We start from the raw sequence: 22,657 nt of genomic DNA, 5'->3' as shown, positions 1-22,657 counted from the left end.
CGGATTTGAATTATTATAACTTAAGACACTAACCATGATTGAAATAAAAGATTTACACAAATCCTATAAGATGGGCAGCAATGTCCTGCATGTTTTAAAAGGAATAAATTTTTCTGTTAAAGAAGGCGAATTGGTTGCAATTATGGGCTCATCCGGTTCTGGAAAATCTACCTTGTTGAATATTCTTGGGATGTTGGATGTAGCTGATTCTGGTGAATACACCTTGGATGGTGTCCCTATAAAAAATCTTAATGAGACTAAAGCTGCCAATTACAGGAATAAATTTTTGGGCTTTATTTTTCAATCTTTTAATCTTATAAATTATAAAAGCGCACTTGAGAATGTGGCTTTACCCCTTTATTATCAGCGAGTTCCCCGAAAGGAACGGCAGGCGAAAGCGATGAACTATTTGGAGCAAGTGGGGTTAAAGGAATGGTCGCACCATTTGCCAAGTGAACTTTCAGGGGGTCAAAAACAGCGGGTAGCAATTGCCCGCGCCATGGTTGCTGAACCCAAAGTCTTACTGGCCGATGAGCTTACCGGAGCGTTGGACAGTACTACATCTTATGAAGTCATGGACCTAATTCAGAAAATTAACGATCAGGGAAATACCATTTTGGTAGTAACCCATGAAGATGATATTGCGCATATGTGTAAAAGGATCGTATATCTGAAGGATGGAGTTATAATGAAAGACGAAAAAGTAAAACAGATTAAGGCATCAGCGTATGTTTAGCCGGGACACCTGGAACGAGATATTTGAAACTATTCAAAAAAATAAACTTAGGACCTTCCTTTCAGGTTTTACAGTAGCCCTGGGGATTTTAATTTTTGTTTCTCTTTTTGGTCTGGGAAACGGCCTGATTAACACTTTTGACAAATTTTTCCAGGAAGACGCCACCAATGTACTCTATTTATTTCCCGGAAAAACGACACTCCCATATAAAGGGTATAAATCATCGAGGCGAATTGAATTTGAAAATAGCGACCTAGCCGACATTAAAAAAAATTTCCCAATGTTTCTTGAATATGTAACCCCCAGAATTACAAGAAACAAATTGGTAAAATTCAAGGAAGAATCTGACAATTATAATATTACCGGGGTAGATTGGGGCTACCAATTTGCTGAGAAGACAATTATCATGAAAGGCCGGTACTTAAATGTGGAGGATATTAAGAACAAGACAAAGTATGCAGTGATTGGACGTTTAGTGGAACAGGACTTATTTGGATCTAAAAATGCGATAGGTAAATATTTGGATGTTGGTGGAAGTGTTTTTAAAGTCATTGGCGTTTTTCAGGACGATGGAGGTGACAGGGAAGAACGAGGAATTTATATTCCTTATAGGACGCTTCAACTAATTGAAAAAAACACAGATAAAATAGACCAGATGGTTGTGGCCTTTAAACCTGAAATGGGATATATGGGAGCCATGGCCTTCGAACGTAGTTTGGATAAGTTCTTTAAAGACAAGAAATTCATAAACCCGGAAGATCAAAATGGAATTTTCATCAGAAACGTTGCAGATCAATTACAGCAAAATCAACAATTTGCAAGGGTACTGCAAATTATAGTAGCTTTTGTAGCTTTTGGGACCATAATTGCAGGTATCATAGGTATAAGCAATATCATGGTCTTTGTCGTTAAGGAACGTACTAAAGAACTGGGCATACGAAAAGCTTTGGGTGCCACTCCAAAAGCAGTTATCAGCACTATTTTATTGGAGTCGGTTTTTATTACAACCATATCAGGCTTTACGGGAATGCTAATTGGAATTGCACTCCTTAGTTCCTTAGGAGAGAGTTTGGCGGAAGACTATTTTATCACCAATCCATTTATTAATACGGGTGTGGCTATTTCTGCAACCCTACTTTTGATAATTTTTGGTGCAATTGCGGGCTATATTCCGGCTAAAAGGGCAGGCCGTATTAAACCTATAATAGCTTTACAAGATGAATAGTATTCGTTTTCTATTTGATAAAAATACCTGGCAGGAAATTTTCGGATCTATCGGAAAGAATAAAACCAGGACTATAATTACTGTTATAGGAGTGCTATGGGGAATTTTTATCTATATCGCTCTGGCTGGGGCCGCAAAAGGAATGGATAACGGATTTGAAAAAAACTTCGAAACTGTTGCCAAAAATAGTATCTGGGCCTGGTCTCAAAGTACGAGTATACCTTATGCCGGGTTTAAAACTGGTAGGCAGTTGCGACTAAAAGTCCAAGATGCTATTGTCTTGAAAAACCGAATTCCTGAAATACAATATATAGCACCGGTAAATACAAAAGGAGCATTTGGAGGAGCATCCGCTTTAACAGTAAGGGGAATTAAATCCAATAGCTATGCGGTATATGGCTATTTTCCCGAAATAGCGAAGATTGCTACGCAAAAAATTTATGACAACGGAAGATTTATAAATGATGAAGACATCGCTCAGGCGAGAAAAGTTTGTGTTATTGGTGATCGCACCCAGCAAGAGTTATTTGATAAAGAGGAGGATCCTATAGGCGGTTATATAAGGGTTGAAAATATTTATTTTCAGGTAGTTGGGGTACATAAATTTACACAGACTACGCCATTTGGCACAGACGGAGATATCTTTATTCCCTTTACAACTTTCAAAAAACTGTATAATACAGGGGATGATTCTCAGTTTTTCACAATAGCGGCATATGACGATGCCGATGTTGTTCAGGTGGAAAAAGATATTAAAGCTGTTTTACGAAGTATTCATAAAGTTCACCCGGAAGATGAGCGTGCATTTGGGGCCTTTAATCTTGGAGAAATATTTAATAAGATTATGGGCTTTGCCGACGGGATAACCTTTTTATCCTTAATTGTTGGAATTGCCACCATCTTGGCAGGAGTAATTGGAATTGGTAATATCCTGCTAATATCTGTTAAAGAGCGTACCAAGGAATTAGGAATTCGCCGGGCTTTAGGCGCAACACCAAGGGAAGTGCGTTCTTTGATTATTTTGGAATCTGTATTTCTTACTATGATTGCCGGGGTTATAGGTATTATACTTGGGGCAGGGGTTTTAAGTTTGATCAATAACCTCACCAAGGATATTAATTTTCCATATACGAATCCAACAGTTCCTATACCATATGTACTTGGAGCTTTAGCCATAATGATAATATTGGGAACTCTAATAGGTTCAATTCCTGCACAGCGGGCTGTGAGTATTAAGCCCATAGATGCTTTAAGAGAAGAATAAAAAAACCATTAACTATAACTAACACATTAGATTAAGATGAATAAAATTGTAAAATATGTATTGATTGGGATTGTAGGGCTCGGAGCATTGTGGGCTGCTGCTTTTTTTATAAAATCCAATAGCAAATCAGCCATAACATACGAAACAAAAAAACCATTTACTTCAAATATTGAGAAGAAAACGGTAGCAACAGGTAAAGTAATCCCTGAGGATGAGATTGAGATCAAACCTCAAATATCTGGAATTATTGAAACCATTTACCTGGAAGAAGGCGCTCAGGTTAAGGCGGGCGATTTAATTGCCGTAATAAAAGTGGTACCCAATGAGCAATCCTTGAATCAGGCCCGTGGAAGAGTAAGAAATGCAGAGATTGAATTAAGTAATTCCGAAATTGAATATAAACGGAATAAGGCCATATTTGATAAAGGGGTTATTTCCAGCCAGGACTTTAACATCTTGCAATTAAGATATGATCAGGCCACTCAGGAATTGGGTAATGCCCGTGCAGATTATCAGATTATCAGAAGAGGCTCTGCCGGAGGTTCTTCAAGTGCGAATACTAACATTCGGGCGACGGTTGCCGGCACATTGTTGGAAATTCCGGTAAGGGAAGGAGATCAGGTAATTCAGAGCAATAACTTTAACGATGGAACAACCATTGCTACAATTGCCGATTTGGGTAAGATGATTTTTGAAGGAAAGGTTGATGAAGGGGAAGTAGGGAAACTAGAGCTAGGTATGCCACTTGAAATTAGTTTGGGAGCCATAGAAGATGAAAAATTTGAGGCAAAGTTAAAGTTCATCGCACCAAAAGGAATAGAAGAGTCAGGTGCGGTACAATTCAAAATAGAAGGCGATGTGGTTGTGGAAGGAGATTTTATGATCAGGGCGGGATATAGTGCTAATGCATCGCTGGTTCTTGAGAAGAAAGACAGTGTTATGGTAATACCCGAAGCACTCCTGCAATTTGATAAGGAAACAGATGAGCCCTATGTGGAAGTTGCCGTTGGTGATCAGAAATTTGAGCGCAGAGAAGTTGAAATAGGAATTTCCGATGGGGTTAACGTAGAAATTATCTCGGGCATAACCGAAGAAGATGAAGTAAAAGTCTGGAATAAAACCGAGCCGATTAAAAAAGGTGAAGACGAAGAGGAGGAAAGTGAAGAAGAAGATTAATTAACCTAAATACGAATAGTCAATCAATTATAATTATCAAAAAACGACAGATGAAATTTAAAGTTACAGCACTGTTATTCCTGTTTTGTATTGGAATGGTAATGGCACAGAAAAAGATATGGACCCTTGAAGAATGCGTTACTTACGCGGTAGAAAATAACCTCTCCATTCAGCAATTCGAGTTGGACCTGGAAAATGCTACAATTGACAAATCGGATGCCATTGGCGCCTTTCTTCCCGATTTAAATGGGGCGCTGAATGGTCAAAGGAATACTGGTCTCTCGTTTGACCCAACAAATAGTCAACCGGTAAATACGACACAAATAACCTCTTCCGGAAGTGTTACCTCCTCAGTACTTTTATTTGATGGAGTTAGAAATATACACAGGCTTAACCGGGCCAAACTTAACGCAATTGCAAATCAATACCGTTTGGATAACCTGGTAAATGATATACGTTTAAATGTGGCCATAAACTATTTAAGTATTTTGTCTAATAAGGAAGCGGCTAAAGTTGCTAAAGCATTGTATGCCGTTACTGAACAGGATTTAAATAAAACCAGGGAATTAGTTGAGTCAGGTGTCGTCGCCAAAGGAGACTTGTTGGAAATAGAGGCCACTGCAGCAACCCGTGAACAACAAATTATAAATGCCGAAAACGACGTGCTCATATCACGTATTAATTTGGCCCAATTACTTCAGATTACAGACTACGAAAATTTTGATATTTCTGATGCAGAATTTGAGGTGCCTGCTGCAGACATATTGAAGAATTCACCCAGGGTTATTTTTGATAAAGCCATGTCTTACTGGTATGAGACCAAATTTTTTGAGACCAATGTGGAATTGGCTGAAAAAGATTTATCCCTGGCTAAAGGGGCATCTTATCCAACACTTAGTGCATTTTTTAACTACAATACTCGCTACTCGGATCAGTTTTTTGATCCAATAACAGGGCAGGTAATCCCTTTTAAAGATCAATTATGGATAAATGATGGTATTGCTTTTGGGGCACAAATTAGTGTACCTGTCTTTAATGGTTGGAGTACGAGAAACAATATTAAACGATCACAAATTAATGTCAAAAAGGCCGAACTAGACCTGGAGCAGAATAAATTGGATCTGGAAACAAATATAAACCAGGCCTATGTGGATGTAGTTAATAGCTCAAAAGCCTATGAAGCCGCCCTTAAGACAAGGGAAGCGAGGGCATTGGCTCTGGAATACTCTAGAGAAAGATTTGATGTTGGTATTTTGAATTCATTTGATTATAGTCAGGCACAGGCCAGGGTAGACAATGCAGAGGCTGAAGTGATACGCACTAAATACGACTATGTTTTTAGAATTAAAGTACTGGAATTCTACTTTGGACTGCCTATAGTAATTGATTAAAGAAAAAATATATTTTAGTTTAGACCTGTTGAGTTGTTTATACCTAACAGGTCTTTTTATATTTGCTGCACAGTTATGGCAATAATTTTAAATATTGAGACTGCGACAACCAATTGTTCTGTAAGCATTGGTAAAGATGGTCGCACGATTTCATTAAGGGAACAGAATAGTGCTTCCTATTCCCATTCTGAAGACTTACACTTTTTTATAAAGCAAGCTCTAAAGGAGGCTTCCCTCACTACTGATGATCTCGATGCGATAGCCGTTAGTAAAGGCCCGGGTTCTTATACCGGATTGCGGATAGGAGTTTCTGCGGCAAAAGGACTTTGTTTTGCCTTAGACCTTCCTCTTATTGGGATCTCCACTTTAGAAAGTATGGCATCTCAGCTTAAAATAAAGGATGGCGTTGTGATTCCTGTTCTGGATGCAAGACGCCTGGAAGTGTATTCTGCAGTATATAATTCCAATTATGACAGAATAAGGGAAACCAGGATAGAGGAGATAAAACCAAATTCATTTGCACAATTTGCGTCGCAGGGAAAGGTATATATTATTGGAAGCGGAGCTGTTAAATGCAGGGAAATATTGGAACACCCGAATTTTGTATTTGACGATTCCACAGTGCCTTCGGCCCAAGAAATGAGTCAACTGTCCTACATGAAATTTAGGGCGAATAAGTTTGAAAACACCGCTTATTTTGAACCGGATTATTTAAAGGATTTTGTTAGTCAGCAAAGCAAGAAGTAAAAATCTTTCTCAGAACTAATGCTTAACAAAATTGAATGTCGATTCTAATCCGGATTATGAACCACTCTTTGTGGAAATGGAATTTCGATTTTTGCTTCATCAAATCTTCTTTTGAGCTCTTCGATTACAAAAAAATGAGCTGCCCAAAAATCTTCATTTTTAGCCCAAAAACGCAAAGTTAGATTTACAGAACTATCACCCAATTCGCCGACAAATACTTGTGGCTCAGGTTCTTTTATTATTGTAGCTTGCTCCGCGCATATTTCAAGTAAAATGTCCTTAGCTTTTTTAATATTGGAACTATATCCTATGCCAACATCAATTTTATCCCTTCTTGTTTCTTCCGCATTGTAATTAATAATGTTATTGTTAGAGAGTTGTCCGTTTGGAATAATAGCCACCTGATTTCCAAATGTATTAAGTTTGGTAGTGAAAATGGAGATTTCCTTTACCGTACCGTCTACACCCTGGGCGGAAATAAAATCCCCTATTTTAAAGGGTTTGAAAAATAATATTAAAATTCCACCTGCAAAGTTGGCTAAGGAACCCTGCAGTGCAAGGCCTATAGCAAGTCCGGCAGATCCTAAAACAGCAAGCAGGGAAGAAGATGCCACTCCTAACTGTGTAACGACCACAACAAAAAGAATGACCTTTAGCCCTACATTAATCAATTGCATAAGAAAAGACTCCAGCGCGATGTCATAATCTTTACGCTCGAAAAATCTTCGTGTTAAGCGGTTAATAAATTTAATAAGCCATATACCAACTATTAAAATAATTAGTGCAGTAATCATATCTGGTAAAACATCCCATAACCAGTTTATGGCATTTTCCACGTGTTTGTTATAATTAGATAAATCTTTCATGGGTTCTTTTATTTAGAGTAACAAAATTAAGACATTCCTAATACTAAGCAATGCGGTGAAAAAAAATATTGAGAAATTAGTAATTCTATTTAAGCTGATTTAATACATGCTTAATATCTTCAGTTGGTAACTTGCAGGACCCATGTTCACAGAGGTAAATAAGAGTACTATTTGCCACAAATCTGTTTTGAATTAATGACAACTTGCTCTCTTCTTTAGCACCTGCAAATACCGCGTTGGGTAAATAGGATTTCTGCATTGTACTGGCTGTTTTCATATAGTCTTTCCCTACTATACTTATTTCATAAAAAGGTTTTTGAAAATACAATACCAGATGAAGCCAATTGGCATAACTGGCCGTGTCTTGCTCAAAACTTTGCTGCAGATTCATGACCATTTGTTGTGCAATGTTTTCATAATTCTCATCCGGAAAATATCTGGATAATTTAAATAGATTTTTAGCCATAATTGAGTTTGATGACGGAATAACGTTATCTGCCTTTTCTATGGTTCTCCTAATAATAAATGAATCTTGTTTTGGAGTAAAGAAAAACAAACCACTGTTATCATCGGTAAAATTGGTAATACAATAATCCGACAATTTTTTTGCCTCATTAAGCCAGCCTTCTTCAAAGGTAATTTCATAGAGTCCAATAAATCCATCTATCACCGAAGCATAATCTTCCAGATAACCATTGATGGTGCTTTTACCATCTTTATGATTATGGTAAAGGCTGCCATCTTTCCTTATAAATGTTTCCTTAATAAATGTGGCATTTTTTAAAGCCAGATCCAGATAACTATCATTTTTAATAAACCTGTAGGCATCTGTCAATCCCTTTAGCATTAATCCATTCCAGGAACAAAGGATTTTATCATCTAATCTGGGGCGATTTCTATTTTCCCGGAGTTTATTTAATATTTCTTTACACTCTGAAATAATTTCATTGACTTCAGAAACAGAAAGTTTGTGTTTTTTAGCTATTGTCTCGTCTGATTCATCCCTTATTAATACGTAGTTACCATGCTCCCAAAGCCCAAAATCGTTTATGTTGTAATAGTCCTTGAAAAGCTCAAATTTATCAGCAAGAAGGGATTGTAATTCCGATTTTTGCCAAACGTAATATGCCCCTTCTTCCAATTCCCCGGTTTCATTCAGGCTATCGGCATCCAGTGAAGCGTAAAAAGCATTGGTGCTGTCCATAAGCTCCGAGGTAATAAATGCGATAGTTTCTTCCACTACTTTCTTGTATAATGGGTTTTGAGTTACGGCATATGCTTTGGAATATAAACTTATTAATTGACCATTGTCATATAACATTTTTTCAAAATGGGGGACATGCCATTTCCCGTCTACAGAGTATCTCGAAAAACCACCTGCCAAGTGATCGAAAATTCCTCCATAAGCCATTTTCGTTAGTGTCAAATTTACATATTCCAGGAGGTCATCATTTTTTCTTGTAATGGCATAATGCAATATAAAATCCAGGTTACCGGGCATCATAAATTTTGGAGCCCGGTTATAACCCCCATAATTATGATCAAAATAGCGAGACCACTTTTTAACCGAATCATCTAATTGATCTTCAGTTAAAATCTGGGAATTTGCACCAACTTCTACAAGATTAATTGCCTTAATCCCTTCAGCGAGATCTTTGGCATATCCATTTATTTTATCGGGTTGTTCCTGGTAAAGCCTTGTGAGTTCTTTTAAAACCTTCATCCAATCATCTTTCTTCACATAAGTCGCTCCCCAAAATGGACGTCCGTCTGGCAAGGCAACTACATTTAATGGCCATCCGCCTCTTCCAGTCATCATTTGAACTGCATCCATATAAAGATGGTCAATATCCGGACGCTCTTCCCTATCTATTTTTATATTTATATAATGTTTGTTCATTAAATTTGCCACTTCTTCATCTTCAAAGCATTCTTTTTCCATAACATGGCACCAATGACAGGCTGCATAACCTATACTTATAAGAACTAATTTATTTTCATTTTTGGCTTTTTCCAGAGCATCTTCACTCCAGGGTTCCCAGTTTACCGGATTATGAGCATGTTGCAACAGATAAGGGCTGCTTTCATTTATAAGAGCATTGGTATGTTTATATGACATGGTTTCTTTTTTTTGAGAGCAACCATTTAAGGTAACTAATACTAAAAGTAAAGTGTACTTAAACTTAGACATATTCAAAGTTACTACTAATTAAAGAGCATAAAAAAAGCGCCTTTATGGCGCTTTTAATTTTTTCAGACAGATTACTTAACTTCAAAAGTGATTTTAACATTAACCCGATAGTCGTCTATTTTACCATCTTTCACTGTAGCACTTTGTTCATTTACATATACCGAACGTATATTATTTACGGATTTGGATGCATGAGCAACTGCTTTTTTGGTAGCGTCTTCCCAATTTTCATTGGAATTTGCCATTACTTCAATAACTTTTAAAACTGACATAATACTTCTTTTTAGTGTTACGTTAAGGTAGCAAATAAAAAGGGAAGGGACAATAATTTAATGCGAAATTATCCGTTCAGCGCGACCACTTCGGATACCTTATCTCCCAACATATTTTTCAGCATTGTCTCTATACCATTTTTCAAAGTATAAGTAGAAGAAGGACAACCACTACATGCACCCTGTAGAATAACATTTACTGTTTTGCTTTCTTTCTCATAAGACTGAAAAAGTATATTACCGCCATCACTGGCAACCGCTGGTTTTACATATTCTTCAAGAATGTTAATGATCTCCTGCGAAGTACTATCTAATGTTTCGTTCTCTGTTTGTGGATTAGATGTGGATACAGATTTAACAGCAACTTCTTCACTGGAGATTACTTCATTTCCATCGGCAATAAAATTCCGGATTAATTCACGGAGTTCCATGGTAATCTCATCCCAAGTGGCGACTTCATATTTAGTGACGGAAACATAGTTTTCATCCATAAAAACCTCTTTAACATAAGGAAGGTGAAATAACTTTTTAGCCAGATCAGAACCTTTTGCTTCATCAAGATTTTTAAATTCAAACATGGCAGGAACTATTTTTCTATTTCCTACGAATTTCATTACAGCCGGATTTGGCGTAATTTCTGCATATATGGTAATGGCTACTTTCTTAGTATCATCCTCTTCATCAACAATAGGTTCCCCGGAGTTTAAGTATTCAACCAACTGTTGTGCTACCTCGTCCTTAACTGATGGCCAATCTATTATATCAAAGCGTTCCAGAGCTATGAAATTCCCTGAAATATATACCGTTTTTATAAATGGAAGGTAAAACAATTGCTGAGCCAGAGGAGATTTTTTGGCATCATCTATATTACTGAATTCGAAATTACTCCCATTTGTTAGAAAATGATTAGTCTCAAATTTTAAAATGGCCGGGTTGTTTGTTTCCACTACTGTAATAACGTATTCTTTCATCGTATTTGTTTTCAGCAAAAATACAACCATTTTCCATTCCTATGCATATATAATAATGTTGTATTTCATCCGTTATACTTTATATTTGAAAGAAACTGCATTAAACACGCCCTATTCTTAGATGAGAAAACTCCTGTTGATTTTGTTTACATATGTAGCTTTTTCCAGCTCTTTAACCGCACAGGAGGGTATTCCTGTGTATTTTGATTATTTGGCGGACAATTACTATTTGGTATTCCCCTCTATGGCAGGTATTAGCGAAGGCGGTAAAATAAGACTTACGGCCAGAAAGCAATGGTTTAGTGTGGACGAGGCTCCAAGTTTGCAGACACTTAGCGCAAACTACAGGATTCCTGAGAGTTCAAGTGGGGTAGGTATTATCATATTTAACGATGCCAATGGTTATCACTCTCAAACCGGCGCAAAGCTAACATACGCCCATCATTTACAGTTAGGACCTGAAATAAGAATATTAAATCAGTTGTCATTTGGGCTGAGTGCAGGCTTTATTCAGAGTAGTCTTGATGAAACAGAATTCAGGTCGGTTATCCCGGATCCAATTATTACAGGAGGGAAAAATAGTGTTGGCTATTTTAATATAGACTTAGGGATGTCCTATAACTACATGGAATTCTATGTAAATTTCGCAGCCTTAAATATTTTGGGTACCGGACGGGACCTTTATACAGCTATAGAATTTGATAATTTAAGGAGGTATTTAATTAATGCTGGTTATATATTTGGAAAAGGATTGTGGAAGATTGAACCTTCTATTCTTTTTCAGTTGACAGAATTTACTGAAGAGAAAACAGTAGACTTTAATGCCAAAGTGTATAGAGAAATGGGTTGGGGTACCCTTTGGGCAGGTCTCTCTTACAGAAGGAGTTTTGATGGTGCCCAATTCCAGGTTGATGGTACTTTTGGTGAACAGAGACTTCAATTGTTTACTCCAATCGTAGGCATTAATTATAACCGGTTTATGTTCTCCTATAATTATTCATATCAATCCGGAGATATTAGATTAGACAATGGTGGGTTTCACCAGATTACCCTGGGTTATGATTTTGGACCCACTCGGGAAAACAGATACGACTGTTTCTGTCCAAGCGCAAACTAAAAATGGGCTTAACAAGTTTTATTGTTAAACCCACTTCTAATAGAACTACAATTTATGTTTATTCCCATGTAAACTTTTTTACGGCAGCCTGTCTTTTTATAGCTTTTAGCATAGCATTTTCAAGCTCTCCTTTTTCCTGTTGGGCATGTTCGCTAATATAGATCTCCCGTTTGGCATTTTGTTGCTGTATTTCCTTTTGTATCCTTGTTCTTTCGGCCTTTTTCTCACCTATAAATGCAGTAAGCTCTGCCTGAGACTTATCTCTTAATGCTTTGGGTAATTCCTCTTTTTTTACTGCTGCCACATCAAATTCATCATCTTCAGCTGCATCTATAAGATCCCATGAAGAATTCTTATACATCCCGGAACTTTTACTAACTGCCCGTTTCACAGCTACAGCCTCTTCCAATTCCATGGCGTTGTTGTCTTGTTGGGACTGTAATTCCAGTTTTTTACTTCCCATGGCGCCATATGAAATATAGGTGCTGTTCAATTTTGAATTTAGTTTAATGATAACATCATCATAAGGAGTATTTATATGAACAATCTGCTTATTATGATCTATCGCCATATATTCTCCTCCGGTTAGGGTAGCACCCTTTTTCCAATCTGTGTTAATGCCTTGCTGATAGTTACCGCAAAATATGGTATTTACAATGATCTCTTTTTCTCTGGCATTAGTCACTGCGTCCCTGTAATTAAGCTTCCCCTGAGTAAAAGGCTCATTTCCTGCAATAAATATCATTTTTAAATTATCAGGGTTTTTACCCCAGTCTAACTGACGTAAAGAAGTTTGAATAACTTCCCCGCAATATTCTTCCCCGCCATTTGTGCTGAGTGAAAAAAGTTTTTCAGAAATCTCATCCAGATCGCTGCTGAATCCGATAACCTGTTGAATATAACCTTCCCTTGAAGATAGTCCGTCATTTCCATATTGGTACAAGGCAATTTGCAAACCAGGCCTGTGTCCGTTTCCACATTTTGCATAAGAGAACTGATTCACAATATCCCATAGCTGAGCTTTGGCCTGATTAATTAACCCGTCCATACTATTACTTGTATCTAACAGTAGTGCGATTTTTACAGTGTTGTTGTCCTTATTTTTTTTGCCAATTAAAAATTTTTCCGTCTGGGAGTTATTTATTTCCTCCTTGCTTTGTGGGACATAACCGAATGCCGTTCCAAGAGTCAGACCTAAAAGAATAAGACCAAAAGTGTGTTTTAAATTTTTCATAATGTTATTTTTTTAATGATAATTATTCACTAAAAGTAGGTCTGAACTTTTTAACAAAAAATGAGGAATGAGCCAAATGACCCCCTGATTGAGTGAAATGGTACAATGATTGCGTAAAGCCTGCTATTCAGGGATAAACAGACCAGGATTTGAAATAGTTGTATTTTTTAATACCGTATAAATCAAGTAAGTTTATCCTTATAAATGCAAATCATGCAAAAGAATAGGTACCTGTTTATAGCTTTTTATCTTGTCCTTTTTGTTGGCTTTTCTCAGGCTCAGAAGAAGGCTGAAGATTCAGGGGAAACTTCCTATGCGGTTTATTTAGATTCAGCCAAATTTTATAAGAAAGCCAATATTGCGAAAAGCATTGATTTTATCGCACAGGCTATTGGAAGTCTCGGGCAAAATGCTAATAAGCAGGAACTTGCTTTGGCACTTACAAATTTGGGAGAGGTGTATCAATATCATAAGCAATACGATCTTGCTATTTCTAATTTTAAGGATGCTCAGGAAGCCAATAAAACATCCAGTACAACTTTGCTACTGGGGAAGGCCTACATTCAAACAAAGGATTACAAAAATGCCGCAGCTGTATTACATCCTCTTGAGGACATAAAAGGTTTGGTGCCCTATCAAAGAATTGAATTATATGAATTATTAGGCGATGCGTACAAGGGGTTTGGTGAAACTAATAAGGCAATAGCCTACTATGAAGAAGGTTTGAAAATTGCTAAAAAAAATCAGGTTAGCCCAAAAATGCCCGATTTAAATTCTAAAATAGCGGATGCCTATGCCCAGGATAACAGGCTGGCGGAAGCAGAAAGTTATTACGGCAATTCATTAGAGCTTTCTAGTCAGCAGGCTCCCCAAAGAGCTATTCAGGAAAAAGAAAAAGTCGCGGATTTCTACAATAAAAAAAATCAGTATGACGATGAAATAAAATTGAGAAAGAAAAGCCTGAATGAATTACAGTCACTGCCCAGGGTTTCTGCAAAAACAGCCGGAGCTCCTATTGAAGCAGATTCAATAACAGCACAAAGTATTAATTTCAAAATTGCCAATGCTTATGTCGCTCAGGATAAATACGATGAAGCCATACCCTATTTGGAAGAGAGTATTAAGGAAGCAAATATTGAAGATGACCTGATTGTTCAAAAAGATGCTACTCGTAAACTTTCTGAGGTATACAGGGATAAAGGTGATTATTCAAAAGCCTTTGAAACCTATCAGAAATACGTTGCTATCGTGGATACTCTTTATCTTCGAAAAGAGCAGGAAATATCTCAGGCTTCCAGATTTAACAGAGAAATTGCTGCCAGTCAGGGCAGAATTACCGGCCTGGAAAAGGAAAGGGAACTTACACAGAGTAAATACGATCTGGCAGTAACGGAACAACAATTGGCCCTGGAAAGTAATAAAAGGCAAAAATGGATAATTTATTCACTTGTACTTGGAATGTTGCTTACTGCCCTGGCTGCCTACTTTTTTTACAGGAGTAACAGGCAACAGCAATTGGCTAATAATTTATTGGCGCTAAAGTCATTGCGTTCCCAAATGAATCCGCACTTTATCTTTAACGCCCTGAATTCTGTAAATAATTACATAGCTAAAAATGATGAACGTAGTGCTAATAGGTATTTAAGCGAATTCTCCACATTAATGAGAGCCGTTTTAGAGAATTCCGAAGAAGATTTTATTTCACTTTCCAGGGAATTGGAGCTATTGGAACTTTATGTGAAATTAGAACATTCGCGTTTTCCGGAGAAGTTTGATTATAACATAAATTTGGATGAACAGATTGATACGGAGGCCTTCCAAATCCCTCCCATGTTACTACAGCCTTATATAGAAAATGCCATTTGGCACGGACTTAGATATAAGGAAGAAAAGGGATTCTTAAACATTGAAATAACGCAGGAAGAATCAGATGTAATTCAAATTCGTATTACGGACAATGGGATAGGAAGAAAAAGATCCCGGGAAATAAAAACAACTAATCAGAAAAACCAAAGTTCTAAGGGCATGGGAAATATTAAAAAACGAATCGCTATTCTCAATACCATGTATAAGGATAAAGTGACAGTTTCCGTGCAAGACCTGAACGAAGATGCGACTGGTACCAGTGTGATCTTAAATTTAAGAAAGGTGGTATGATACTAAAGGCAGTTATTATTGAGGACGAAAGCAGCAGCAGGGAAATTTTATGTAATTACCTGGCCAAATATTGCAAAAATGTAAATGTACTTGGTGAGGCAGCCAGTGTGAAGGAGGGGTTGGAGCTTCTTTCGGGGACACAGCCGGATGTTGTGTTTTTGGATGTGGAAATGCCTTATGGAAATGCTTTTGATCTATTGGATCAAATGCCCGAAAGATCTTTTGAAACCGTATTTGTAACGGCTTATAATACCTATGCTCTGGAAGCATTAAACAATCATGCAGCTTATTATTTAATGAAACCTATAAATATTGATGAGCTTATTAAATCGATTTCTTATGTAACTGAGATAAAAGAAAAGGAAAATGCCCTGGAGGACCGGATTCTTAAATCAAAATTGAATAAGGCCGAAGGCAAAATAACACTGCCGCAACAAGATGGATTTTTGGTATTAAATATATCTGATATCCTCTATTGTAAGGCTGATGATAATTACACTGAAATTTACCTCGAAAACAAAAAATTACTGGTAAGCAAGACTTTGAAGTATTTTGAAGAGGCTCTTGCCGATTATCCTTTTGCCCGTATCCATAAATCTTACCTGGTAAACGTAAATGAGGTAATAAAATATAGAAAAGGAAAAGGGGGTAGTGTGATAGTTTCCAACGGAAAAGAATTATTGGTTTCCGCTTCTAAAAAGAAACAATTATTATCGTATTTTGAGTAACTTTCGGGCCCTTGTAGGTTTCTAAAAATTTCATCTTATTATGATTATTAAAACTGTAAATGGTAAAACACCACAGATAGGAGACGATTGTTTTATCGCAGAAAATGCTACCATTGTGGGCGAAGTCACCATGGGAGATCAATGCAGCATTTGGTTTAACGCCGTGGTTAGGGGTGATGTGAATTATATCACCATGGGGAACAAAGTTAACGTGCAGGATGGAGCCGTTATTCACGGCACTTATCAAAAATTTGCCACGACCATAGGAAACAATGTTTCAATAGGTCATAATGCCCTGGTACATGGTTGCACCATAAAGGATAACGTATTAATAGGCATGGGCAGTATAGTCATGGATGGTTGTGTGGTAGAAAGCAATAGCATTATTGCAGCAGGTGCTGTAGTAACCGCGGGAACACATGTACCGGCAGGATCTGTTTTTGCCGGAATGCCTGCTAAAAAGATCAAGGAGATCAGTGTGGAACTGAGTTCTGGTGAGATAGACAGGATTGCAAATAATTACGTGAAATATTCAGCTTGGTTTAAAGAAGACTAGTTTTTAGAACGCAATTATGATTATTTTTGCTAACGAAAAAATTGATTAAAATGAATGCATTTATTTTCCCCGGGCAAGGGGCGCAGTTTTCCGGAATGGGTCTCGATATGTATGAAAAGTACCCTTTGGCGCAGCAGCTATTTGAAGAAGCCAATGAGATACTTAAATTCAACATTACCGATATCATGTTTGAGGGTACTGCCGAGGACCTAAAACAAACAAAAGTTACACAACCGGCTATTTTTTTACACTCAGTAATTTTGGGTAAAATAATGGGAAAAGATTTTAAGCCCGATATGGTTGCCGGGCATTCATTAGGTGAATTTTCTGCATTGGTATCCAATGGTGCCTTAAGCTTTGAAGACGGTCTTTCATTAGTTTCACAAAGGGCAAAGGCAATGCAAAAGGCCTGTGAACTAATTCCAAGTACCATGGCGGCAGTATTGGGACTGGAAGATGAGGTGGTTGAAAAAATTTGTGAGGCAACAGATGGTATTGTAGTTCCGGCAAACTATAATTGTCCCGGGCAATTGGTGATTTCCGGTGAAATAGAAGCGGTAAATCGTGCCTGCGAGGCATTAAAGGAAGCTGGTGCCCGCAGGGCTCTTGTATTGCCTGTGGGCGGTGCATTTCATTCACCTCTGATGGAGCCTGCCAGGGAAGAATTAGCAGCAGCAATAGAGAATACGAAATTCAGTAAACCCAGCTGTCCCATTTATCAGAATGTAACAACCAAGGCAGTAGTAAATGAAGAAGAAATTAAGCAAAACCTGATCTCGCAACTTACGGCCCCGGTTAAGTGGACACAAAGCGTACGGCACATGGTTGCAGATGGGGCAACGCTGTTTACAGAGGTAGGTCCCGGGAAGGTATTACAGGGGCTTGTTAAGAAAATAGAGCCGGCGGCAGAAACCACTTCAGCTGTAGTTTCATAGAAGAAAAATCCTTGGAATTTGTATTTCAACCGAAAAACTCAGTTTTAGCCCCTTTTATTAGTCAGAAGACTACATTTTTAGTAATATTGGGTCCCTATTTTACCTAACCTGCATTACTCGCTATGGTTTGAATTTTAATGAATTCAAAGGACAAGCTATGATATTGAAAAAAAATACTACACGGTTTGCAACCATACCTATATTTCTTAAAGGTTTTCTTTCTTTTATAGTACTTCTTCTTTTTCATACTCAGGTGAGTGCCCAGGACGACTGTAATGTTGCTCCCACCTTAATTACTAATGCAGATACTATTTGCGATATTGTTTCTATAGATTTAGATGATTATGTAACCAATGTGCCATCTGGTGATGGAATGTTAGTCTGGAGTACAAACCCGGCACAAGGAATGAATTTGTTAGTAAGTTCAACAGTATCTACGTCTGGCACTTATTATGCCTGGTATACAGGCCAGGCTGGGGGAGCGGAGTGTTATAACCCATCTCTCATGGCCACTGCAGCAACTACCCTGGCACTGACATTTAGTACTTCGCCTTCAATTACGGCGACGACCCCCGGACAACGTTGTGATGCAGGGACAGTAACATTGGGAGCCACTTCTAGTTCAGGAACTGCTACCATAAATTGGTATGCCGGAGCTACAGGAGGCATTAGTTTAGGGTCTGGCACTAGTTTTACCACACCCAGCATCAGTACTACCACGACATATTATGTAGAGACAACAGAAAACGGTTGTACTTCTACACCACGGATAGCTGTTATAGCTACTGTAAATCTCTCACCAACAATTACATCAACTACGCCTGGTGAACGCTGTGATGCAGGAACAGTAACATTGGGAGCTACTTCCAGCTCAGGAACTGCTACCATAAATTGGTATGCTGCAGCTACAGGAGGTACTAGTTTAGGGTCAGGCACTAGTTTTACTACACCCAGCATCAGTACTACCACGACATATTATGTAGAGACAACAGAAAACGGTTGTACCTCTGCACCACGGACGGCTGTTGTTGCTACGGTAACACCAACTCCAACAATAAACAGTACAACACCAGGAGAACGCTGCGGTCCTGGCACTGTAATCTTAGGAGCAACTTCCAGTTCAGGAACTGCTACCATAAATTGGTATGCTGCTGCTACAGGAGGCACTAGTTTAGGGTCTGGCACTAGTTTTACCACACCCAGCATCAGTACTACAACGACATATTATGTAGAGACAACAGAAAACGGTTGTACTTCTACACCAAGGGTAGCTGTTGTAGCTACTGTAAATTCATCACCAACAATTACATCAACTACGCCTGGTGAACGCTGTGATACAGGAACAGTAACATTGGGAGCTACTTCCAGCTCAGGAACTGCTACCATAAATTGGTATGCTGCTGCTACAGGAGGCACTAGCTTAGGGTCAGGCACTAGTTTTACCACACCCAGCATAAGTACTACCACGACATATTATGTAGAAACAACAGAGAACGGTTGTAGTTCTTCTCCAAGAACAGCCATTGTGGCCACCGTAACGGCAACGCCTACAATAAACAGTACAACACCGGCAGAACGATGTGGCCCGGGGCTGGTAACCCTTTCGGCAATTGCCAGTAATGGCACCATTAATTGGTATACTGCGCCCACAGGGGGCACATTAGTCGGTTCAGGTACAAGCATCACACCCAACGTTTCAGTGACTACCACATTTTATGTAGAAGCCACCGCTAATTCATGCGTGTCTGGCAGAACCCCGGTGGTAGCTACGGTATCTATAGAACCCTCTACCGGTGGTGCTCCAGATAACATTGGTGATGCAGCCTGTAATGTTAAAAATAGCAGTCTCCCGGAAAAGATAAAACTGGATGATTATTTTGATGGTACCCAAGACGATGGAGACTGGGTACAGGTTGGAGGACCGGAAACGGTAGATCCTAGTGGCGGAGATTCTGAAGTGGATTTTGACAAAGAACCATCGGGCACCTATATTTACACCTATACTACCACTACGGCGGTTCCACCATGTACGGACCAGACAGTCACGGTAACCATTACCGTATCGGATTGTTCTCGGGCATGTGATGTTGCACCACCTCAAATTATCCCAGGTGTACCTACTACATTTTGTGACCTAATACCCACTACACTTAGTTTAGATGATTATACTGATGGCAGCGCACCAATAAACACCATTTTAGTTTGGAGTAGGAATCCCACTCCCACGAGCGTAAGCGATCATTTAAATCAGGCCGAAAAAGATAATCCGACCCTTGGCACGTATTATACTTTTTTTTATGACGCGGTCAATGAATGTTGGAGTCCCTCTTCTGAAGTTACTATTGTGGTTAATGCCACACCAAATATTACAGCCACTACCGGCGAAACAATTTGCGGTCCCGGACCTGCAATACTTACTGCTGAAGGGGTCATTCCAAATAGTCCGGAGGCCCCCAATTTTAATTGGTATGCTACACAGAACAGTGTGGATGTTTTGTCGACTTTCGCTACTTATACGCCAGATATAACAGAAACAACCACTTTTTGGGTAGAAGCTACGGCAAATGGCTGTACTTCTGAACGTGAGGCTGTAACAGTAACTGTAAATATTGAACCAGCACCAGGAATCCCTACAAATGGTTCTGCATGTAATGTTGCCATCAACGGCCCAACAACTATTGATCTTGATGATCAGTTGAGCGGAGCCGATGCTGGTACCTGGGAGGTAACCACAGACCCGTCTGGAAGCGTAACTATTGATGGTCAAAACAGCGTAGATTTTACCGGACTTGCAGATGGAGATTATGTATTTACCTATACAACCACGGGAGCTATATTGCCCTGTACAAACCAATCCGTAGAAGTCTCGGTTTTTGTAAATGATTGTCGTGTAGATACGGACAATGACGGACTTACAGATGGGGAAGAAGCAACATTGGGAACAGACCCTAACAATCCGGATACCGATGGAGACACCATTAATGATGGAGATGAGGTTATGAATAACACAGATCCATTAGATGCCTGCGATCCTAATCTTACGCCCGAATGCAATCCAAATCCAATAGATCTTGAAATAACTAAAAGTGTAAACGCTCAAATTGTCATAATCGGACAGGAGGTGATTTTTACCATTACCGTAAACAATCTATCGGATAGCAGGATATTGAATGTACTTATCAGTGATGCCTTGGAAAATGGGTTTGAATATGTTTCTCAAACCACTTCACTTGGGACATATGACAATGTGCTTGGAGAATGGACAATTGGGGAATTACTGCCTTTGGCAAGTGCTACCCTTGAAATTACTGCGGTAGTTTTAGATCAGGGTAATTATTCCAATACTGCTTCGCTTGTAAGCTCTTTTCCTGTGGATAACAATGATACAAATAATGAGGATACTGTAACCTTAAGTATAGGTGCACCTGAAGAGGCAAACCTGTTAATTGAAAAAATTGTTGAGAGCGCAAACCCATTAGTGGGAGAAGAAGTTGTTTTTACCATTGTTGTTACCAACCAATCATTGGAGGGAACAGTATCTCAAATTGTGGTTGAAGATATAATACCGGACACTGTAGATACTGAGTTCTTATATGTGTCTCATACTGCCAGCATAGGCGATTATACGCTTGCTACTGGATTATGGGAAATACCTAGCTTACTGCTAAACCAGCAGGCCACACTGCAGATTACCGTAAGTGTTCCCAGATCAGGTATTTGGGGCAATACCGCAACCATACTTAGTCCTCCTCTGGTGGCCGGAGCCAATACGGAAGCATTTGCCCGGGTTAATGTAAGCGAACCAACAAATACGGAACCCGGCTTCCTTTTTAATGAATTTTCACCCAATGGCGATGGAACAAATGATTTGCTCAAGATTAATAACCTGGAGGATTATCCTGGCAATTCCCTTGAGATATTTAACAGATATGGTAATAAGATATTTGAAGCTCAGGGCATGACGGATGGGAATACCTGGGATGGAACAAGAAATGGTGAACAGGTACCCACAGGCACCTATTTTTATATACTGGATTTAGGAGATGGTTCAGAAATTAGTAAAGGCTGGATTCAGCTCATAAGATGATAAAAATAATGACTTGTACCTCAGGCAGATCTTTAGCTCGCAATGTCTTTTTATTACTTGGTTTTTTACTGGCCATGTTTAGTAAGAGTTATTCCCAGCAGGAACCACAGTACACCCAATATATGTACAATATTGGCAGTTTTAATCCTGCCTACGTGGGAACAGTGGAAAATATGGATATTACAGGTCTGTACAGGGCGCAATGGATAGATATTGAGGGCGCTCCCAGGACAATCAGGTTTGGGATTAATTATCCTTTTACCAATGAAAAGATGGGGCTTGGTTTTAATGTTCAAAGTGATCAGTTGGGCCCAACAACAAATACCTTTGTAGATATTTCATACTCATACCAAATAAATGTTTCATCAAATACGAAATTGTCTTTTGGTATTGATGTTGGGGGTTCATTTTTAAATGTCGATTTTTCTAAAGGAAGTTTTGAAAACCCCGGTGAGCCTATTTTAGGTCGGGATAAAATCAGCAATTTTTATCCTACAGTAGGGGCCGGTTTATTTTTATATCAGGACAAATGGTACCTGGGTGCATCAGCACCTAACTTTTTGCCCGGAGGCCTTTATAATGATGATGTAGTTCAGGTTGTAGATGATAAGCTGCAGTTTAATATCATAGGAGGTTATGTTTTTGATTTATCTGAAAAGCTTAAATTTAAACCTGCTTTTTTAGCAAATTTTATATCGGGAGCACCGGTAACTGCAAATTTATCAGCTAACTTTCTAATTAATGATGTGCTGACTGCCGGGGCTTCTTACAGGTTTGATAATGCTATAAGCGGTTTGGTAGGTTTTCAGATATCCAATAGCATGTTTGCCGGATATTCTTACGATTATAACACCAATCCAATAGGTCAATATAATAATGGTTCACACGAAATAATACTTAAGTTTTATGTTGGAAGAGGCAGTGGAACTAAAAAGGATAAAATTGAGAAACTTAAGGGCAAACCAAAACAAATAGATTCACCAAGGTTTTTCTAAACGCACAGG

The 22,657-nt window shown here is 38.6% G+C and carries 18 protein-coding genes; 13 read left to right on the top strand and 5 right to left on the bottom strand.

All coding sequences use genetic code 11. The annotated features are described in order from the left end of the window. Nucleotides 1-34 precede the first annotated feature (34 nt). The 6 genes from Q0X66_RS02310 (at nt 35) to tsaB (ending at nt 6,539) form a co-directional block, all read left to right on the top strand. Complete coding sequence (locus Q0X66_RS02310) at nt 35-736, top strand: ABC transporter ATP-binding protein (protein WP_297702871.1); 702 nt, start codon at nt 35-37, stop codon at nt 734-736. After that, the gene (locus Q0X66_RS02305; RefSeq protein ID WP_297702870.1) at nt 729-1,961 is read left to right on the top strand and encodes an ABC transporter permease; all 1,233 of its coding nucleotides are present in this window, start codon (nt 729-731) and stop codon (nt 1,959-1,961) included. Before Q0X66_RS02310 ends, Q0X66_RS02305 begins: the two co-directional genes overlap by 8 nt. Beyond that, nucleotides 1,954-3,225 carry an ABC transporter permease gene (locus Q0X66_RS02300; protein ID WP_297702869.1) on the top strand — a complete coding sequence of 424 codons (1,272 nt, stop codon included), beginning with the start codon at nt 1,954-1,956 and terminating at the stop codon, nt 3,223-3,225. The genes Q0X66_RS02305 and Q0X66_RS02300 overlap by 8 nt, the downstream gene beginning before the upstream one ends. Before the next feature lie 36 nt (nt 3,226-3,261). Then, on the top strand, nt 3,262-4,401 hold the full coding sequence (locus Q0X66_RS02295; RefSeq protein WP_297702868.1) for an efflux RND transporter periplasmic adaptor subunit: 1,140 nt from the start codon (nt 3,262-3,264) through the stop codon (nt 4,399-4,401). A 50-nt stretch (nt 4,402-4,451) separates the two neighbouring features. After that, nucleotides 4,452-5,792 carry a TolC family protein gene (locus Q0X66_RS02290; RefSeq protein WP_297702867.1) on the top strand — a complete coding sequence of 447 codons (1,341 nt, stop codon included), beginning with the start codon at nt 4,452-4,454 and terminating at the stop codon, nt 5,790-5,792. Between the two features lie 75 nt (nt 5,793-5,867). Then, nucleotides 5,868-6,539 (top strand): tRNA (adenosine(37)-N6)-threonylcarbamoyltransferase complex dimerization subunit type 1 TsaB, encoded by a 672-nt coding sequence (gene tsaB, locus Q0X66_RS02285; RefSeq protein ID WP_297702866.1) that lies wholly within the window; start codon nt 5,868-5,870, stop codon nt 6,537-6,539. Between the two features lie 44 nt (nt 6,540-6,583). Here the strand turns inward: tsaB and Q0X66_RS02280 are convergent, their stop codons facing one another. From Q0X66_RS02280 to Q0X66_RS02265, 4 genes are all read right to left on the bottom strand, one after another. Continuing rightward, nucleotides 6,584-7,405: a mechanosensitive ion channel domain-containing protein gene (locus tag Q0X66_RS02280; RefSeq protein ID WP_297702865.1), complete on the bottom strand. Its 822-nt coding sequence runs from the start codon at nt 7,403-7,405 to the stop codon at nt 6,584-6,586. 85 nt (nt 7,406-7,490) lie between these two features. After that, on the bottom strand, nt 7,491-9,524 hold the full coding sequence (locus tag Q0X66_RS02275; RefSeq protein ID WP_366938657.1) for a thioredoxin domain-containing protein: 2,034 nt from the start codon (nt 9,522-9,524) through the stop codon (nt 7,491-7,493). 143 nt (nt 9,525-9,667) lie between these two features. Beyond that, entirely contained in the window at nt 9,668-9,868 is a 201-nt protein-coding gene (locus Q0X66_RS02270) for a dodecin family protein (protein WP_297702863.1), read from the bottom strand. Between the two features lie 68 nt (nt 9,869-9,936). Beyond that, nucleotides 9,937-10,839, bottom strand: coding sequence for a NifU family protein (locus tag Q0X66_RS02265; protein ID WP_297702862.1), 903 nt, complete (start codon nt 10,837-10,839; stop codon nt 9,937-9,939). Nucleotides 10,840-10,960: 121 nt separating this feature from the next. Between Q0X66_RS02265 and Q0X66_RS02260 the strand changes: the two genes are divergently transcribed. Further along, nucleotides 10,961-11,956, top strand: coding sequence for a type IX secretion system membrane protein PorP/SprF (locus tag Q0X66_RS02260; protein ID WP_297702861.1), 996 nt, complete (start codon nt 10,961-10,963; stop codon nt 11,954-11,956). 58 nt (nt 11,957-12,014) lie between these two features. Here the strand turns inward: Q0X66_RS02260 and Q0X66_RS02255 are convergent, their stop codons facing one another. Next, nucleotides 12,015-13,190: a VWA domain-containing protein gene (locus Q0X66_RS02255; protein ID WP_297702860.1), complete on the bottom strand. Its 1,176-nt coding sequence runs from the start codon at nt 13,188-13,190 to the stop codon at nt 12,015-12,017. A 204-nt stretch (nt 13,191-13,394) separates the two neighbouring features. Between Q0X66_RS02255 and Q0X66_RS02250 the strand changes: the two genes are divergently transcribed. The 6 genes from Q0X66_RS02250 to Q0X66_RS02225 all read left to right on the top strand — a co-directional run bounded on the left by Q0X66_RS02250 (nt 13,395) and on the right by Q0X66_RS02225 (nt 22,648). Next, nucleotides 13,395-15,347 (top strand): histidine kinase, encoded by a 1,953-nt coding sequence (locus Q0X66_RS02250; protein ID WP_297702859.1) that lies wholly within the window; start codon nt 13,395-13,397, stop codon nt 15,345-15,347. Continuing rightward, complete coding sequence (locus tag Q0X66_RS02245; protein WP_297702858.1) at nt 15,344-16,075, top strand: LytTR family DNA-binding domain-containing protein; 732 nt, start codon at nt 15,344-15,346, stop codon at nt 16,073-16,075. The genes Q0X66_RS02250 and Q0X66_RS02245 overlap by 4 nt, the downstream gene beginning before the upstream one ends. 40 nt (nt 16,076-16,115) lie before the next feature. Then, nucleotides 16,116-16,631, top strand: a complete 516-nt coding sequence (locus Q0X66_RS02240; RefSeq protein ID WP_297702857.1) for a gamma carbonic anhydrase family protein — start codon at nt 16,116-16,118, stop codon at nt 16,629-16,631. Between the two features lie 50 nt (nt 16,632-16,681). Next, nucleotides 16,682-17,566, top strand: coding sequence for an ACP S-malonyltransferase (fabD, locus tag Q0X66_RS02235; protein WP_297702856.1), 885 nt, complete (start codon nt 16,682-16,684; stop codon nt 17,564-17,566). A gap of 157 nt (nt 17,567-17,723) precedes the next feature. Next, nucleotides 17,724-21,653: a gliding motility-associated C-terminal domain-containing protein gene (locus Q0X66_RS02230; protein ID WP_297702855.1), complete on the top strand. Its 3,930-nt coding sequence runs from the start codon at nt 17,724-17,726 to the stop codon at nt 21,651-21,653. Nucleotides 21,654-21,661: 8 nt separating this feature from the next. Continuing rightward, nucleotides 21,662-22,648, top strand: coding sequence for a type IX secretion system membrane protein PorP/SprF (locus tag Q0X66_RS02225; protein WP_297702854.1), 987 nt, complete (start codon nt 21,662-21,664; stop codon nt 22,646-22,648). Nucleotides 22,649-22,657: the final 9 nt, after the last annotated feature.

This window comes from uncultured Eudoraea sp. (assembly GCF_947260015.1).
Classification (GTDB): domain Bacteria; phylum Bacteroidota; class Bacteroidia; order Flavobacteriales; family Flavobacteriaceae; genus Eudoraea.
This window is presented reverse-complemented; position numbering and strand designations above follow the sequence as displayed.